The 15,097-nt window shown below is 69.8% G+C and carries 13 protein-coding genes and 2 tRNA genes; 8 read left to right on the forward strand and 7 right to left on the reverse strand.

Annotation, left to right across the window (positions count from 1 at the left end; all coding sequences use genetic code 11):
• Positions 1–69: 69 nt before the first annotated feature.
• The 4 genes from ACZ4UU_RS25365 to ACZ4UU_RS25380 all read left to right on the forward strand — a co-directional run bounded on the left by ACZ4UU_RS25365 (position 70) and on the right by ACZ4UU_RS25380 (position 3,317).
• Positions 70–1,188, forward strand: coding sequence for an SDR family oxidoreductase (locus tag ACZ4UU_RS25365; protein ID WP_471905662.1), 1,119 nt, complete (start codon positions 70–72; stop codon positions 1,186–1,188).
• Between the two features lie 124 nt (positions 1,189–1,312).
• Positions 1,313–1,774, forward strand: a complete 462-nt coding sequence (locus ACZ4UU_RS25370; RefSeq protein WP_471905663.1) for a molybdenum cofactor biosynthesis protein MoaE — start codon at positions 1,313–1,315, stop codon at positions 1,772–1,774.
• 176 nt (positions 1,775–1,950) lie between these two features.
• On the forward strand, positions 1,951–2,133 hold the full coding sequence (locus tag ACZ4UU_RS25375) for a hypothetical protein (RefSeq protein WP_471905866.1): 183 nt from the start codon (positions 1,951–1,953) through the stop codon (positions 2,131–2,133).
• A gap of 86 nt (positions 2,134–2,219) precedes the next feature.
• Positions 2,220–3,317 (forward strand): YlbL family protein, encoded by a 1,098-nt coding sequence (locus ACZ4UU_RS25380; RefSeq protein WP_471905664.1) that lies wholly within the window; start codon positions 2,220–2,222, stop codon positions 3,315–3,317.
• Between the two features lie 93 nt (positions 3,318–3,410).
• Here ACZ4UU_RS25380 and ACZ4UU_RS25385 read toward each other — a convergent pair whose 3' ends face one another.
• Positions 3,411–3,953 (reverse strand): PPA1309 family protein, encoded by a 543-nt coding sequence (locus ACZ4UU_RS25385; protein WP_471905665.1) that lies wholly within the window; start codon positions 3,951–3,953, stop codon positions 3,411–3,413.
• A gap of 164 nt (positions 3,954–4,117) precedes the next feature.
• Here ACZ4UU_RS25385 and ACZ4UU_RS25390 point away from each other — a divergent pair, with 164 nt between their 5' ends.
• The 4 genes from ACZ4UU_RS25390 to ACZ4UU_RS25405 all read left to right on the forward strand — a co-directional run bounded on the left by ACZ4UU_RS25390 (position 4,118) and on the right by ACZ4UU_RS25405 (position 9,746).
• The gene (locus tag ACZ4UU_RS25390) at positions 4,118–7,078 is read left to right on the forward strand and encodes a UPF0182 family membrane protein (protein WP_471905855.1); all 2,961 of its coding nucleotides are present in this window, start codon (positions 4,118–4,120) and stop codon (positions 7,076–7,078) included.
• Positions 7,079–7,135: 57 nt separating this feature from the next.
• Positions 7,136–7,209: transfer RNA gene (locus ACZ4UU_RS25395), tRNA-Met, on the forward strand.
• A 229-nt stretch (positions 7,210–7,438) separates the two neighbouring features.
• Positions 7,439–9,358, forward strand: a complete 1,920-nt coding sequence (locus tag ACZ4UU_RS25400) for a tetratricopeptide repeat protein (RefSeq protein ID WP_471905666.1) — start codon at positions 7,439–7,441, stop codon at positions 9,356–9,358.
• A gap of 314 nt (positions 9,359–9,672) precedes the next feature.
• Positions 9,673–9,746 (forward strand) — tRNA-Met (locus tag ACZ4UU_RS25405).
• A gap of 83 nt (positions 9,747–9,829) precedes the next feature.
• Here ACZ4UU_RS25405 and ACZ4UU_RS25410 read toward each other — a convergent pair.
• From ACZ4UU_RS25410 to hisN, 6 genes are all read right to left on the reverse strand, one after another.
• Positions 9,830–10,993 (reverse strand): ABC transporter substrate-binding protein, encoded by a 1,164-nt coding sequence (locus ACZ4UU_RS25410; protein ID WP_471905667.1) that lies wholly within the window; start codon positions 10,991–10,993, stop codon positions 9,830–9,832.
• A gap of 16 nt (positions 10,994–11,009) precedes the next feature.
• Positions 11,010–11,873 (reverse strand): ABC transporter permease, encoded by an 864-nt coding sequence (locus tag ACZ4UU_RS25415; protein WP_471905668.1) that lies wholly within the window; start codon positions 11,871–11,873, stop codon positions 11,010–11,012.
• Entirely contained in the window at positions 11,870–12,637 is a 768-nt protein-coding gene (locus ACZ4UU_RS25420) for an ABC transporter ATP-binding protein (RefSeq protein ID WP_471905669.1), read from the reverse strand. Before ACZ4UU_RS25420 ends, ACZ4UU_RS25415 begins: the two co-directional genes overlap by 4 nt.
• Before the next feature lie 148 nt (positions 12,638–12,785).
• Positions 12,786–13,202 (reverse strand): Fur family transcriptional regulator, encoded by a 417-nt coding sequence (locus ACZ4UU_RS25425; protein WP_048582111.1) that lies wholly within the window; start codon positions 13,200–13,202, stop codon positions 12,786–12,788.
• Between the two features lie 238 nt (positions 13,203–13,440).
• A complete protein-coding gene (locus ACZ4UU_RS25430) occupies positions 13,441–13,833 on the reverse strand; it encodes a CBS domain-containing protein (RefSeq protein WP_471905670.1) in 393 nt (130 codons plus the stop codon).
• A gap of 112 nt (positions 13,834–13,945) precedes the next feature.
• Positions 13,946–14,746: a histidinol-phosphatase gene (hisN, locus tag ACZ4UU_RS25435; RefSeq protein ID WP_471905671.1), complete on the reverse strand. Its 801-nt coding sequence runs from the start codon at positions 14,744–14,746 to the stop codon at positions 13,946–13,948.
• Between the last annotated feature and the right edge of the window lie 351 nt (positions 14,747–15,097).

Raw genomic sequence — 15,097 nt, forward strand, 5'->3', positions numbered from 1 at the left:
AGGATGGATGCCACCTGGTACGTACGCGTCACTCACGTTCGTACTGAAGACAACCGCTGGAGACGCCCGGTGAGTTCCCCTGATCCGCAGGTTCGCGCAGCGCGAAACCAGTCAACCCCATCCGCGCGCGGCGTGCGCGGGCCCGTCGTCGCCGTGACCGGTGCCGCGTCCGGCATCGGCGCGCTGCTCACGGAGCGGCTCGTCGAGTCCGACGAGGTCAAGCAGGTCATCGCCATCGACGAGCGGCGCGGTGAGTGCGCGGCGGCGCAGTGGCACATCCTCGATGTGCGGGATCCGGCCATCGCGGACAAGCTGCGGGGCGCCGACGTGGTCGTGCACCTGGCGCTCGACCTCGATCTGGAGACCGATCCCGCCGCCAGGACCGCGTACAACGTTCGGGGGACGCAGACCGTGCTGACGGCCGCTGCGGCGGCCGGGATCCACCGGGTCGTGCTGTGCACCTCGGCGATGGTCTACGGGGCGCTGCCCGACAACGAGCTGCCGCTGTCCGAGGACGCCGAGCTGCGGGCCACGGCGGAGGCCACCGGCGTCGGTGACCTGCTGGAGATCGAGCGTCTCGCGCGCAGGGCGCCCCGGGCCCACCCGGGACTCAATGTCACCGTCGTCCGGCCCGCGGTACTCGTGGGCGGCACCGACACGGCGCTGACCAGGTACTTCGAGTCACCTCGGCTGCTTGTCGTCGCCGGGTCGCGGCCCGCCTGGCAGTTCTGCCACGTAGAGGACCTGTGCAGTGCCCTGGAGTACGCCGTCCTGGAGAAGGTCGACGGGGAACTCGCCGTCGGATGCGACGGGTGGCTGGAGCAGGAGGAGGTCGAGGAGCTCAGCGGCATCCGGCGCATGGAGCTGCCGTCGGCGGTCGCCCTGGGCGCTGCGGCCCGGCTGCACCGGATCGGCCTGACGCCCTCTCCGGCCGGGGACCTGGCCTACACGATGTATCCCTGGGTGGTGAGCGGGAGCCGGCTCCATGACTCGGGGTGGCGGCCGCAGTGGACCAACGAGGAAGTACTCGCGGAGCTGCTGGAAGAGGTCTCCGGCAGGCACACCGTCGCCGGGCGGCGGCTCGGGCGCAAGGACGCGACGGCGGCCGGTGCCGCGGGAGCGACGGTGGCCCTGCTGGGCGCGGCGGCCGTGGTGCGGCGGGCGCGGAAGGCCCGACGACGGATCTGAGCGGGGTGCCTCGGGCGACGGCCGACAGGAGCCTCGCGCATGTAGGAGGCTCCAAACCCGTACGCGCGCGTGCCGGGCGATAACGCTATTCCCCGTCCTCGCGCGCGTGCGGCACGATGGGGCCATGGCACCTACCAACGACCACCCCGGTGAGCAGGGCGCTCAGGACCCCATCAAGATCATCGGCATCCGCGAGACAGCGCTCTCCGTGGACGAGGTCTTCCGGGCCGTCGGGGACGACGCCTCCGGGGGGACCGCCTTGTTCGTGGGAACCGTGCGGAACCACGACGGGGGTGCCGATGTCGACGAGCTCGGGTACTCCTGCCACCCCAGTGCGGAGGCCGAGATGCGGCGGATCGCCGAGAAGGTCGTCGCCGAGTACCCGGTGCGGGCGCTCGCGGCCGTGCACCGCGTCGGGGATCTACAGGTCGGGGATCTCGCCGTCGTCGTGGCCGTCTCCTGCCCCCATCGCGGAGAGGCCTTCGAGGCCTGCCGCAAGCTGATCGACGACCTCAAGCACGAGGTGCCCATCTGGAAGCACCAGAAGTTCTCCGACGGGACGGAGGAGTGGGTCGGCGCCTGCTGAGCGCTTCGCCCAACACGCCCGCCCGACAAGCCCGCCCCGTACGCCCGCTCAACTGGCCTGCCAGGACAGGTTCCCGGCACCCGTACACCCCACTCCGGTTGCGTAACCGCACCCCTGGCCCGAGCGTTGTCAGTGCCAGTGGTTAATCTGTTGATCAGTCAGTTTGCGGTCGCTCAATGGGACGGGAGGACAGCATGGCGGCGCTCGCCTGGTTGCTGATTCCGCTTGTGGCTGCGGTCTGTGCCGGTCTGTGGGGCGGCTGGGCCAACCGCACCCGCAAGGCGCGGGGTGACGGGCCGGAGCTCGACGGCTATGCCCGTTTCCGAGCCGCCATGGAGAAGCCCTCGTCCCGCACATGATCACGGGGGCGGGCAAGCGGCACTGACGGAGCACGGTCAGACGGCCCTGACGGGGCACTGACAGGACTGTCACGTACTGTCGTGGCATGCCACGCCGCACCGCGACGATGCTCGCCTCCACCCTGATGCTGATCGCGCTCCTGTGCGCGGGAGTCTTCATCCCCGTGCCCTACTCGGAGATGTCCCCGGGGCCGACGGTGAACACGCTCGGCGATCACGGCGGCGAGCCGGTGCTGCAGATCTCCGGCCACAAGACCTACCCGGCCTCCGGGCACCTCAACATGACCACCGTCCGGGTCACCGGCGCCGACTACAAGATGAACCTGGTGGAGGCCGTCTACGGATGGCTCGCGCACGACAACAAGGTCGTGCCGCACGACACCCTCTACCCGGACGGCAAGACCGAGGAGCAGTCCACCCAGGAGAACGCCGAGGAGTTCAGTCAGTCCCAGGAGAGCGCCAAGGTCGCCGCCCTGGAGGCGCTGGACATCCCGGTGCAGAGCTGGGTGATCGTCTCGACCGTCGTGAAGGGAAGCCCGGCCGAGGGCGAACTCCACGCGGGTGACGTCATCAAGTCCGTCGACGGTACGGCCGTGAAGGAACCCGCCGACGTCGCCAAGCTGGTGACCAAGCACAAGCCCGGTCGGGACGTCGTCTTCACGATCGTGCCGGCCAAGGAGCAGGCCGCCGCGGAGAAGGAGCGCAGGACGCCGACGAAGACCGAGAAGGTCACCATCAGGACCGCCCAGTCCGACGACAGCGGCGAGAAGCGCGCCATCGTCGGGATCTCCGCAGGGACCGACCACACCTTCCCGTTCACCATCGACATCAAGCTCGCCGACGTCGGCGGCCCCAGCGCCGGCCTGATGTTCGCGCTCGGGCTCTACGACAAGCTCACCCCGGGCAACCTCACCGGCGGCAAGTTCGTCGCCGGCACCGGCACCATCGACGACGCGGGCAAGGTCGGACCCATCGGCGGCATCGAGATGAAGACCATCGCCGCCCGCGACAAGGGCGCCCAGTACTTCCTCACGCCGGCCGACAACTGCGCGACCGCCGCCAGGGACGTCCCCGACGGGCTCACCCTGATCAAGGTCGACACCATCGACGACGCCCTCGGCGCCCTGGAGGACATCCGCTCCGGCGACACCGCCGGCCTGCCGGAGTGCACGACCAAGAGCTGAGCGAGCAGGCATCGAGCACACGAGAGTGGGGGCGCCCCTCATCGCCAGGGCGCCCCCACTGCCGTACGAGCTCCGATGTCGTACCGGAAGGTCTCAGTCCGCGAACGTCGCCGCCAGCGCCTCCGCCAGACCCGGGATCAGGTCCGGGCCTGTGAGGACCTCCGTCGGGGTGTCCTTCTCGCGCAGGCGCAGGGCCGACTCGCGGGCGCCGTCGCGCAGCACCGCGACCGTCATGCGGACCTCCTGACGGTCGGGGTGGTCCGCCACCCACTTCGCGAGCTTGGCGTCGCTCAGGCCCTGCGGGACCTGCGCCTCGGCGGACGGCGGCAGCATGAGGCGCTCGACGGTCAGCGCGCAGCCGACCACCGCGTCGGGCCAGGCGATGGTGCCGAGGAACTCATCGAGCGGCTTGCCCGTTTCAATCTCGTCCTGCTCGATCGGGGTCAGGCCGGAGGACTCCTGCTCGTCCCCCAGGCCGAGCTGGGCGGCGAGGCCGGGTTCCTGGGCCCGCAGCCGTGCGGTGTCTACGAGGGCGAAAAGGCGGGCGGGCTGGTCCCAGCCGAGGCCGGAGGCGTACTCGTCGATCTCGAGAACGGCCCGGGTGAGCGGGCTCGCCGCCATGGGAGTGTTGGACATGGTCACAATCCTCTCTCGTTCCTGGGCGGAATCGGGAACTGAGTAAACGGTGAGTAAGTTGCATAGGTGTGGGCCCGCGATCACGGGGGGCCACGGAGGGTCCACGAAGACGCGGGCCTGACGGATCAACAGCGAACCTCGGGGTGCGAACCTTGGCTTTCCAGATGCCGGACCGCGGCGGAGGCCCGACCGGGCCACGGATCAGAGTGGGCCGCCCGTCCCGGCGCGTCCGGACGCTGCTCATGACACTGGGCGTCCTCGCCGTCCTCGGCATGGTCTTCACCATGTTCGCGGGCTTCTGGACGGACTGGCTCTGGTACCGCTCGGTGAACTACTCGTCGGTGTTCACGACCACGCTGTGGACGAAGATCGGGCTCTTCTTCGTCTTCGGTCTGTTGATGGCCCTGGCGGTCGGCTTCAACATCTGGCTGGCGCACCGGCTGCGCCCGCCGCTGAGCGCCATGTCCATGGAGCAGCAGAGCCTCGACCGCTACCGGATGGGCATCGCGCCCTACAAGAAGTGGCTGCTGCTCGCGATCACCGCCCTCGTCGGCCTGATCGCCGGCGCCTCCGCCTCCAGCCAGTGGCGCACCTGGCTGATGTGGGTCAACGGCGTGCCCTTCGGCGAGAAGGACCCCCAGTTCCACCTGGACGTCGGCTTCTACGCCTTCGACCTGCCCTGGTACCGGTTCCTGCTCGGCTTCGGCTTCGCCGCCGCGATCCTCTCCGTGATCGCCGCCGCGCTCACCCACTACCTGTACGGCGGGCTGCGCATCACCAGCCCGGGCGCCCGCGCCACCGCCGCGGCCACCGGCCATCTGTCGGTCCTCATCGGCATCTTCGTCGCGCTGAAGGCGGTCGCGTACTGGCTCGACCGGTACGGCCTCGCGGTCAAGTCCAGTGACTTCAAGGCCACCGACAACTGGACGGGCCTGAGGTACGTCGACGCCAACGCCTATCTGCCGGCCAAGACGATCCTGTTCTGCATCGCCGTCATCTGCGCGCTGCTGTTCTTCGCCACCCTGTGGCGGCGCACCTGGCAGCTGCCCGTCATCGGCTTCGGCCTGATGGTGCTCTCGGCGATCCTCATCGGCGGCCTGTACCCCGCGATCGTCCAGAAGTTCCAGGTCCAGCCCAACGAGCAGGCCAAGGAAGCGCCGTACGTCGAGAAGAACCTCAAGGCGACGCGCGAGGCCTACGGCATCGACGGCACGCAGGTCACCGAGTACCCGGGCACGAGCAAGACCGAGGACAAGACCCAGCTGCGCGACGACGTGGACGCCACGGCGAGCATCCGCATCCTGGACCCGAACATCGTCTCGCCGACGTTCCAGCAGCTCCAGCAGATCAGGAACTACTACGCGTTCCCGACCAACCTGGACGTCGACCGGTACAGCAAGGACGGCAAGGACCAGGACACGGTCATCGGTCTGCGTGAGATCAATCTCAACGGCATTCCGAAGCGGAACTGGATCAACGACCACTTCCGCTACACCCACGGCTACGGCGTGGTCGCCGCCGAGGGCACCAACGCCGACGCCCAGGGCCGACCGGACTTCACCGAGTCCGACCTGCCGTCCAAGGGCGACCTCGGGACGTATGAGCAGCGGGTCTACTACGGCGAGAAGACCACCATGTACTCGATCGTCGGCGGTCCCCAGAAGGAGATCGACTACTCCGACGACAGCGGGGAGAAGACCTACAGCTACAAGGGCGACAGCGGCGTAAGCCTCTCCAACCCGGTGAACCGGGCCGCGTACGCGGTGGCGTTCGGCGAGCCGCAGATCCTGTACTCCGGTGCGATCGGCGACGGTTCGCGCATCCTGTACAACCGCACGCCCAAGGAGCGCGTCGAGGCGGTCGCCCCGTGGCTGACCATCGACGGCGACGCCTACCCGGCGGTGGTGAACGGCCGCATCCAGTGGATCGTCGACGCGTACACGACGACGAACGGCTACCCGTACTCCTCGCGTACGACCCTCGGTGACACGACGGCGGACTCGCTGACCGCGACCAACGACCAGCGGGCGGTCGTGGCCCAGCAGAACCAGGTCAACTACATCCGCAACTCGGTGAAGGCGACCGTCGACGCCTACACGGGCGAGGTCAAGCTCTACCAGTGGGACACCGAGGACCCCGTCCTGAAGACCTGGATGAAGGCATTCCCGGGCACGGTGGAGTCCAAGAGCGAGATCCCCAAGGACCTGATGGCGCATCTGCGCTACCCGCAGGACCTGTTCAAGGTCCAGCGCGAGCTGCTCACCCGCTACCACGTGAAGGACGCGACGACGTTCCTCAGCGGCAGCGAGGTCTGGCAGGTGCCGGACGACCCGACCAACAAGTCGGGCAGCGCGGTGCCGCCGTACTACCTGAGCATGAAGATGCCCGACCAGCAGGCGCAGGCGTTCTCGCTGACGACGACGTTCACACCGAACGGCCGGGACAACCTCAGCGCCTTCATGGCCGTCGACGCCGAGGCGGGCACCAGTGACTACGGCAAGATCAGAGTTCTGAAACTGCCCACCAACACCACGGTCAACGGACCCAGTCAGGTCCAGAGCCAGTTCAACTCCGAACAGAACATCGCCGAGACCATCAGGCTGCTGAGAGGCGGCGACTCGGAGGTCGAGTACGGCAATCTGCTGGCGGTCCCGCTGGACGGCGGACTGCTCTATGTGGAGCCGGTCTACGTACGCGGTGGCGGACTGAAGTACCCGCTGCTGCGGAAGGTGTTGGTTTCCTACGGCGGCACCACCGCCTTCGAGGACACCCTCGGCGAGGCGCTCAACAAGGTCTTCGGAGCCGAGGGCCCGACCACCGAGCCACCGGACGAGGGGGACGAGGACGGCGGCGGTACGACACCTCCGCCGACGTCCAGCAACCCGAACGTCCAGGACGCGCTCAACGACGCCCAGAAGGCCTTCGAGGCCGGCCAGGAAGCCCTGAAGAAGGGCGACTGGGAGGCGTACGGCCGGGCGCAGGAGGACCTTGAGGACGCGCTGAAGCGGGCCGAGGACGCGCAGACTCAGGCGGACAAGACGGGCGGCAACGGCGGCGGCGAAGGCGGCGGCGGTGCGAGCCCGAGTTCGAGTCCGAGCCCGTCCGGCAGTCCCACCAGCGGATAGGGACGCCGGTTGATCGAATAGCCCACCCCGCGCCGTGATACGGTTGCAGAACAACGGCGCGGGGTGGAGCAGCTCGGTAGCTCGCTGGGCTCATAACCCAGAGGTCGCAGGTTCAAATCCTGTCCCCGCTACTGAAGTCGGCGAACATTTCGTACGACAGCGAAGGCCCGGATCCTCCAGAGGATCCGGGCCTTCGTGGTGTGCGAACGCATGTGCCGGGGCAGGGGGACGGCCGCGCCGCCGTGGGGAGTTGGGAGAACTGTGTTTGACTTGTCTCTCTGTGGGCATGTCGACAAAACGCTGAAGTGACCTCACTGGCTGCGGTATACCAGGTGTACCCAGGTTGCAGGTGGTGCGACGATGGACGTTATGGGGGACAAGGCAACTCTGTTGGAGACAGGGCGGTTTGTGCAGCCTGCCGACTTTGTGCAGCCGACGGGCGATTTGGCGCGGTCGACGGACGGTGCCTCGCAGCCGGTGGGCGATTTCCCGGAGCCGGAGGGCGGGCTCGCCCTCGACCGGCCGACGGACCCGGACGAGACCGGGGCGGCCGCCGAGGAGGCACGGCAGTTGCTCGCCGCCGAGGCCGGTGACGTGGAGGCGATGAGCGTCCTCGGGGCCATGCTGTTGCGCCGCGGTGACCTCGACGGAGCCGAGCCCCATCTGCGTGCCGCCACCGCCGCGGGCGACCGGGCCGCGGCCAACAACCTGGGAGTCCTTCTTCACCAGCGGGGATACGCCGACGACGCCGCCGGATGGTGGCGGATCGCCGCCGTCGCGGGGTCGGCCGCGGCCGCGCACGCGCTGGGACGCCATCACCGTGAGCGCGGCGACGAGCCCGCCGCCGAGTACTGGCTGCGGCAGGCCGCCGAGCAGGGACACGCGCTGGGCGCCTACGCCCTCGCCGATCTGCTGGAGCACCGCGGCGACGACGGGGCCGAGCAGTGGATGCGGGCCGCGGCCGAGCGCGGGCACCGGGAGGCGGCGTACCGGCTGGCGCGTGCGCTGGACCGGCAGGCGGTGCGCACGGGCGAGGAGGGATCCGACAACGGTGTCGCGCCGAGCGAGTCGATGCTGGACGAGGCCGCGCAGTGGTACCGCCAGGCCGCCGCGCGCGGGCACCGCAGGGCCGCGCTGCACCTCGGGGCGATCCTGGAGAAGCGCGGGGAGCTCAAGGAGGCCGGGCGCTGGTATCTGACGTCCGCCAAGGACGGCGAGGCGCGGGCCGCCTGCGCGCTCGGGTTCCTGCTGCGGGACGCCGGGGACACCGAGAGCGCGGCCGTGTGGTGGCTGCGGGCCGCGCAGGACGGTGACGGCAACGCGGCCAACGCGCTGGGCGCGCTGCACGCCGAGCGCGGCGAGACACAGACCGCCGAGCGCTGGTACCGGGCCGCGATGGACGCCGGCGACGTGAACGGCGCGTACAACCTCGGGCTGCTCTGCGCCGAGCAGGGGCGCACCGTACAGGCCGAGCAGTGGTACCGGCGGGCGGCGTACGCCGGGCATCGTGAGGCGGCGAACGCGTTGGCGATCCTGCTGCTTCAGGGCGGGGACGCGACGGGGGCCGAGCCGTGGTTCTCCAAGGCCGCGGAGGCCGGCAGCGTGGACGCCGCGTTCAACCTGGGGATCCTGCACGCCGGGCGGGGCGAGGAGCGGGCCGCGCTGCGGTGGTACGAGCGTGCCGCGGCCGCCGGGCACACGGAGGCGGCGCTCCAGGTCGGGATCGCTCGGTTGCGGGACGGCGACGAGCATGCCGCCGAGCGGCATCTGCGGCGCGCGGCCGGGGCGGGCAGTGGGGAGGCCGCGTATCGGCTGGCGACCGTCCTGGACGCTCGCCGTCCGCCGGAGCCCGCGCATGAGCTCGGGGAGACGGTGCACGAGAAGACCGAGTGCGAGGAGTGGTACGAGCGGGCGGCCTCGCAGGGGCATCGGCGTGCGCAGGTGCGGGTGGGGATGCTCGCGGCGGCGCGGGGCGATGTGGTGGAGGCGGCGCGGTGGTACCGGGCGGCCGCCGAGGCCGGGTCGCGGAACGGGGCGTTCAATCTGGGGCTGCTGCTGGCTCGGGAGGGGAGTGAGCCGGAGGCGGCGGTGTGGTGGACGCGGGCGGCGGATGCCGGGCATGGGCGGTCGGCGTTGCGGCTCGCTCTGGTCTACGCGCGTCGGGGGGAGTTGGCGGAGGGGCAGCGGTGGGCTGATCGGGCGGTGGTGTTGGGGCCGCGGGAGGTTGCGGAGCGGGCGGCGCGGTTGCGGGACGCTCTGCGGGAGGAGTTGTCGGCGTGAGGTTTGGCGATGGGTTTTTCGCCCCCGCCGCCCCTACCCGTCCCATCCCTTGAAGGGGCTCCGCCCCTTCGACCCCGCTGGGGCTGCCGCCCCAGACCCCGCCATCGGCCCGGAGGGCCTCGTCCTCAAACGCCGGACGGGCTGAGAATGCGGCTCGCCCTCAAACGTTGGACCCGGCTGAGAATGCGGCTCGTCCGCAAACGTTGGACGGGCCGAGAATGCGGCTTGGCCGTATGCGCCGGACGGGCTGAGAGTGCATGGACAGTGAGCGATTTGCTCTGTCCGCACCGTTGACGTAATGTTGCGTTCACCGACGCGGGGTGGAGCAGCTCGGTAGCTCGCTGGGCTCATAACCCAGAGGTCGCAGGTTCAAATCCTGTCCCCGCTACTGAAGGCCTGGGGCCGGAATCCGAAAGGGTTCCGGCCCCAGGTGTTTTACCGACCAGGTGTTTCACCTACGACCAGGTGATTTCACCTTGAGGGCGCGTGGCCCACTGCCTCCTCGTAGAGTGTGCGGTTCACTGTGCGTGACTCCGGGAGTGGGGTTCCCTCCGCCACGCCTTGGGCCTCGTAGGCCGACTGGAGCCGGGTCGTCGTGCCGGAGCGGATTTCCCAGTCCATGCGGAGGGGTGGGGTGGACTGGAGGATGGATGCGTCTGACTTCAGAAGTTTGGAAAGGTATGTGACGAAGGTCGCATTCTGCTTGTAGTCGGACGCGAAATACGAATTCACCGTGCGGATGTAGGCCCTGAGGAGTGCGACGCCGGCGTCGAGGTCGTCCTGGAGCAGGCTGCGGCCGTAGAGCATGCCGCCCAGGGGTTCGCCCTGGGGCTGGCCGCCGAGGAAGGCGTAGCCCTGTCGGCCGTCCACCTTGCGCCAGACCGGGTCCAGGAGCCAGGCGGAGTCGACGCCGCCGTTCCGCAGGGCCGTGAGGACGTCGGCTGAGCCGAGTTGCTGGTACCGGATGTCGGCCAGGCCGCCGCCGTGCTGTTCCAGGGCCTTCTCCATGGGGTACGCGATCACCGAGCCCTTGCCGATCATCGTGCCGAGCCTGCGGCCCGCCATGGTGACGCGGCTCGCGCTCTCGCCCTCCTTCAGGCGTACCCACAGGCCGCTCTTCGATCTGGGGTCGGGGGAGAAGTTCGCCGCGACCCACTTGATGTCGAAGCCGCCCTTGATGCCGTTCATCACGGCCGCCTCCGGGGCCGCCCACAGGGCGTCGATGTCCCCCTTGGCCAGCAGGGGCAGTGCGTCCGGGGTGGGCAGGACCTTCAGCTCGACGTCCAGGCCCTCCTTCTTGAACTCCCCTTTGTCGAGCGCGACTTGCAGGGGAGCCACGTACTCGGCGCTCAGCGTTCCGGTGGCGATCGTCAGCTTGCGGGGCTCGGACAGCGACTGTGGGGGAGGGGATCCGGGGCGGCAGCGGGCCGGGGGGCGGGTCGGGGAGAGGTCCTTCGGGTCCGTCCAGGACTTCGCGCCGCAGCCGTCCACCGGGCGGACCGTGCGCTGGCCGGCTGCCGCAGCCGATGAGGAGTCCGAGCCGGACGGCGACGAACACGCTGCCGACGCCAGCAGCGCGGCCGCGGCGGTGACCGCGGTGAGGGTGGCGCCGTATGCGTGGGTCCTTTCGTTCATGACCGGCCCCTTTCGTTCATGACTGGCCCCGTCCCCGGTCCCTCGGTGCCCACGGGGTGAGCAGGCGGCCGGCGAAGCGGATCAGTTCGGAGAAGAGCACTCCGAGCACGGCGACGCAGACGATGCCGACGAACATCACGTCGTTCTGGAAGAGCGCGCGCGAGTCGAAGATCAGATGGCCCAGGCCGTCGGTCGCGGCGATCTGCTCCGAGGCGACGATCACCAGCACCGCCACGCCCGCAGCGATGCGTGCGCCCACCAGGACGGCGGGGAGCGACGCCGGAAGCAGGACATGGCGGAACATCTGCCATCGCGAGGCGCCGAAGACCTGGCCCGCGTCGCGATGGCCGGAGGGGATGGACATGACCGCGGACATGGTGGAGATCCAGACGAAGAAGAACACCGTCGCCGCCACCAGTGCCACCTGCGGGCCCTCGCCCAGGCCGAACATGTTCAGGAAGATCGGCAGCAGGGCCAGTTTCGGTACGACGTACAGCGCGTCCAGGAGCGGTTCCAGGGCCGCTCGTACCAGGGACAGGGAGCCCATCAGCAGGCCCAGGGCGTAGCCCGCCGCCGTGCCGGCCGCATATCCGGCGAGGACGCGCTTCAGCGTCGCCCACACGTCCGGCCAGAGGTCGCCGGCCGCGGCACGGTCCCAGCCGTCGGCGAGGATCGTGGACGGAGCCGGGTAGACACGGTCGTCGATCCAGGCCTGGGTGGCGGCCAGTTGCCAGAGGAGGACGAGGGAGAGGGGCACGGCGAGCGCCAGGGAAAGCTCCAGGGCGCGCCTGCGGCGGTGGGTGCGGGCGGGGTGGAGTTCCTGTGGGCCGGGGCGGCGGACCAGTACGGAGCCGGCGGGTGGCTTCGTGAGCGTCGTCATGCCGGTACCGCCTCCTTCCGCAGCAGGTCCCACAGCTCGCTCTTCAACGCCGTGAACTCGGGGGTGGCGCGGATGTCACCGGTGCGCGGGCGGGGGAAGGGCGGGCGGTGTTCGGCGATGATCCGGCCCGGGCGGGCGGACATGACGAGGACCCGGTCGCCGAGGACGATCGCCTCCTCCAGGCTGTGTGTGATGAACAGCGTGGTCGTCCTCAGCGACTGGGTGAGTTCGAGGAGCTCGTCCTGGAGGATCGTGCGCAGCTGGGCGTCGAGCGCCGCGAACGGCTCGTCCATCAGCAGCAGTTCGGGCTCCACGGCCAGCGCCCGGGCGATGGCCACGCGCTGGCGCATGCCGCCCGAGAGGGCGGCCGGGTAGGCGTCCGCGAAGTCCGACAGGCCCATGCGGGCCAGCCAGTCCTCGGCACGGGCGTTGGCCTCGCGGCGCGGGACGCGCTGGATGTCCAGGCCGAAACGGACGTTGGCGCGAACGGTCTTCCAGTCGTAGATGCCGTAGTCCTGGAAGATCATGGCGGCCGGCCGCGCGCTGGTCGTCCGGATCTCCAGGGTGCCGGTGCTAGGGCGGAGCAGCCCCGCGGCGATCCGCAGCAGTGTGGACTTGCCGCAGCCGGAGGGGCCGACGACACAGACGAACTCGCCGGGCGCGACGGTCAGATCGAGGGGGCCGAGGGCGTGCACCGTGTGGGGGGTTCGGCCGAAGGTACGCGTCAGGTCGGTCGCTCTCAGTTTGGGGTACGGCTCTCCCACTTCGGTCTCCTCGCGGAGTGCGGAACGGACGTGTGGGTGCCGTCGACCATATGACGGTCCGTCAGATTCGGAAACCCCGCCCGCGCATGGGCAGCACAAAGCCCCGGCACCACCGGTGCCGGGGCTCAGGATGCGGGCTTTGAGAGGGCTAGGCCTTCGCGCAGTTCGGGCAGGTGCCGCGGTACGTCACCTCGACGTCCGAGACCGTGAAGCCGAAGCGCTCGGAGTCCGGGAGGTCGGCCATCGGGTTGCCCGTGGGGTGTACGTCACGGATCGCGCCGCACTGGGCGCACACCAGGTGGTGGTGGGGCCGGTGGGCGTTCGGGTCGTACCGCTTGGCGCGCTTGTCGGTGGAGACCTCGAGCACCTCGCCGAGGGTGACCAGCTCGCCCAGCGTGTTGTAGACGGTCGCGCGGGAGATCTCGGGCAGCTTGGCGACGGCTCGCGCGTGCACCTCGTCGGCAGTCAGATGGACGTGATCGCCAGCGAGGACCTCGGCCACGACGCGCCGCTGCGCGGTCATCCGCCATCCGCGTCCGCGCAGCCGTTCCAGAAGGTCACTCATGGAGAACACCTTAACAGCAGAAGGACCAGGTTCCGAATGAATGTGACTTTGGAGCCCGGCTCGAATTGGACAGAGTCCAGTATGGGACCGAGATCGTCTCTGCCAGTGTGCGGGAGCGGCTGGAGTCGCACCGAATCGACGCGGGAGGGGATGGGGATGCGCGGCTGGCTCCGGCGCCGGACCGCTTGCCGCGGCGGACGGGCCGGGTTCCTTCGGGGGTCCGGCCCGTCGCGCGTGGTCAGGCCGGCACGTGCTGTCGTACGGGTGCCCAGCAGCGGATGATGTCGCGCACCGAGACGATGCCCACGGGCTCGTCGTGATCCAGGACGATCAGATGTCGGAAGCCGCCGTGCGCCATGGCGCGGGCCGCCTCCTCCAGGGTCCAGACCGGGGCGGCGAACACGACGTCGTTGGTGGTGTGGTCCTGGGTGCGTTCGTCGTCCGGGTTCTGGCCGAGGCCGACGGAGTTGAGGATGTCGCGTTCGGTGAGGATGCCGATGCCGCCGGCGTCGGGGTCGTGCACCACGGCCGCGCCGACCCGACGGGCGGACATCAGTGCGGCGGCCTGGCGAAGGGTGTGAGTGGGGCCGATGGTGAGGACCACGGTGCTCATGGCGTCACGTACGAGCATGGATGGAGCCACCTCCTGAAGTGCCCCCGCACCGTTTGTTCATCGTTTCACAAATTCACAAGTGGGGGGACTCTCAGAGTGACAGGTAAAGAGGGGGTCAACAAGAGGGCGTTCAGTAGCGCTCGTTGAGGTACCCGAGGAGCTCGTCGTGCAGCAGGCCGTTCGAGGCGGCGGCGTTGCCGCTGTGCGGGCCGGGGCGGCCGTCGAGGCCGGTGAAGGTGCCGCCCGCCTCCGTCACGACGATCGCGGTGGCGGCCATGTCCCACAGGGACAGCTCGGGCTCGGCGCAGATGTCCACGGCACCCTCGGCGACCATCATGTACGGCCAGAAGTCGCCGTACGCGCGCGTGCGCCACACCTCGCGGGTGAGGTCGAGGAAGCCGCCCAGCCGTCCCTTGTCCTCCCAGCCGCTGAGGGAGGAGTACGCGAACGACGCGTCCGTCAGCTTCGAGACCTGGGAGACGTGCAGACGAGTCGCGGAGGAGAGGCTGCGGCCGGTGAAGGCGCCGTGGCCCTTGGCCGCCCACCAGCGGCGGCCGAGGGCGGGGGCGGAGACGACGCCGACGACCGGCTGGTAGCCGCCCTCTGCCGCCTCCATCAGGGCGATGAGGGTGGCCCAGACCGGGACGCCGCGTACGTAGTTCTTGGTGCCGTCGATGGGGTCGATGACCCAGCGGCGGGGGCCGGTGCCCTCGATGCCGTACTCCTCGCCGAGGATCGCGTCTCTCGGGCGGGCGCGTTGCAGCTGGCCGCGGATGAGGTCCTCGGCGGCCTTGTCGGCCTCGGTCACCGGGGTCATGTCCGGCTTCGTCTCGACTTTGAGGTCGAGGGCCTTGAAGCGGTCCATGGTGGCGGCGTCGGCGTTGTCCGCGAGGACGTGGGCGAGGCGGAGGTCGTCGAGGTAGTCCGGCATGGAACGAACGCTATCTGTCGTGGTCGGGGTGGGGCTACAGGGCCCAGCCGATCAAGTTCCCCGGGTTTTCCTCGCCCCCGCCGCCCCTACCCGTCCCATCCCCAGGGGCTCCGCCCCTTCGACCCCGCCAAGGGGCTCCGCCCCCTGGACCCCCATCGGCCTCAACGGCCTCGTCCTCAAACGCCGGACGGGCTGAGGGGTGCCTTGGGCAGCGAAGCCCCCTGCGGGTGGGTGGGGGCTTGGGACGGCCTTGTCCTCGGACGTCGGGTGGGCTGGGGGTCACCGGACCGGTGAAGTCCCCTGGGGGTGGGTGGGGGCTTGGGGTGGCCTTGTTCTCGGGCGGTGGGTGGG

The organism is Streptomyces sp. NPDC028907, from assembly GCF_055564995.1.

Coding starts and splice junctions, on each gene's coding strand:
- ACZ4UU_RS25370 (WP_471905663.1), top strand. CDS start 1,313: ATGGCACCTACCAACGACCACCCCGGTGAGCAGGGCGCTCAGGACCCC.
- ACZ4UU_RS25375 (WP_471905866.1), top strand. CDS start 1,951: ATGGGACGGGAGGACAGCATGGCGGCGCTCGCCTGGTTGCTGATTCCG.
- ACZ4UU_RS25380 (WP_471905664.1), top strand. CDS start 2,220: ATGCCACGCCGCACCGCGACGATGCTCGCCTCCACCCTGATGCTGATC.
- ACZ4UU_RS25385 (WP_471905665.1), bottom strand. CDS start 3,953: ATGTCCAACACTCCCATGGCGGCGAGCCCGCTCACCCGGGCCGTTCTC.
- ACZ4UU_RS25390 (WP_471905855.1), top strand. CDS start 4,118: ATGCCGGACCGCGGCGGAGGCCCGACCGGGCCACGGATCAGAGTGGGC.
- ACZ4UU_RS25400 (WP_471905666.1), top strand. CDS start 7,439: ATGGACGTTATGGGGGACAAGGCAACTCTGTTGGAGACAGGGCGGTTT.
- ACZ4UU_RS25410 (WP_471905667.1), bottom strand. CDS start 10,993: ATGAACGAAAGGACCCACGCATACGGCGCCACCCTCACCGCGGTCACC.
- ACZ4UU_RS25415 (WP_471905668.1), bottom strand. CDS start 11,873: ATGACGACGCTCACGAAGCCACCCGCCGGCTCCGTACTGGTCCGCCGC.
- ACZ4UU_RS25425 (WP_048582111.1), bottom strand. CDS start 13,202: ATGAGTGACCTTCTGGAACGGCTGCGCGGACGCGGATGGCGGATGACC.
- ACZ4UU_RS25430 (WP_471905670.1), bottom strand. CDS start 13,833: ATGCTCGTACGTGACGCCATGAGCACCGTGGTCCTCACCATCGGCCCC.
- hisN (WP_471905671.1), bottom strand. CDS start 14,746: ATGCCGGACTACCTCGACGACCTCCGCCTCGCCCACGTCCTCGCGGAC.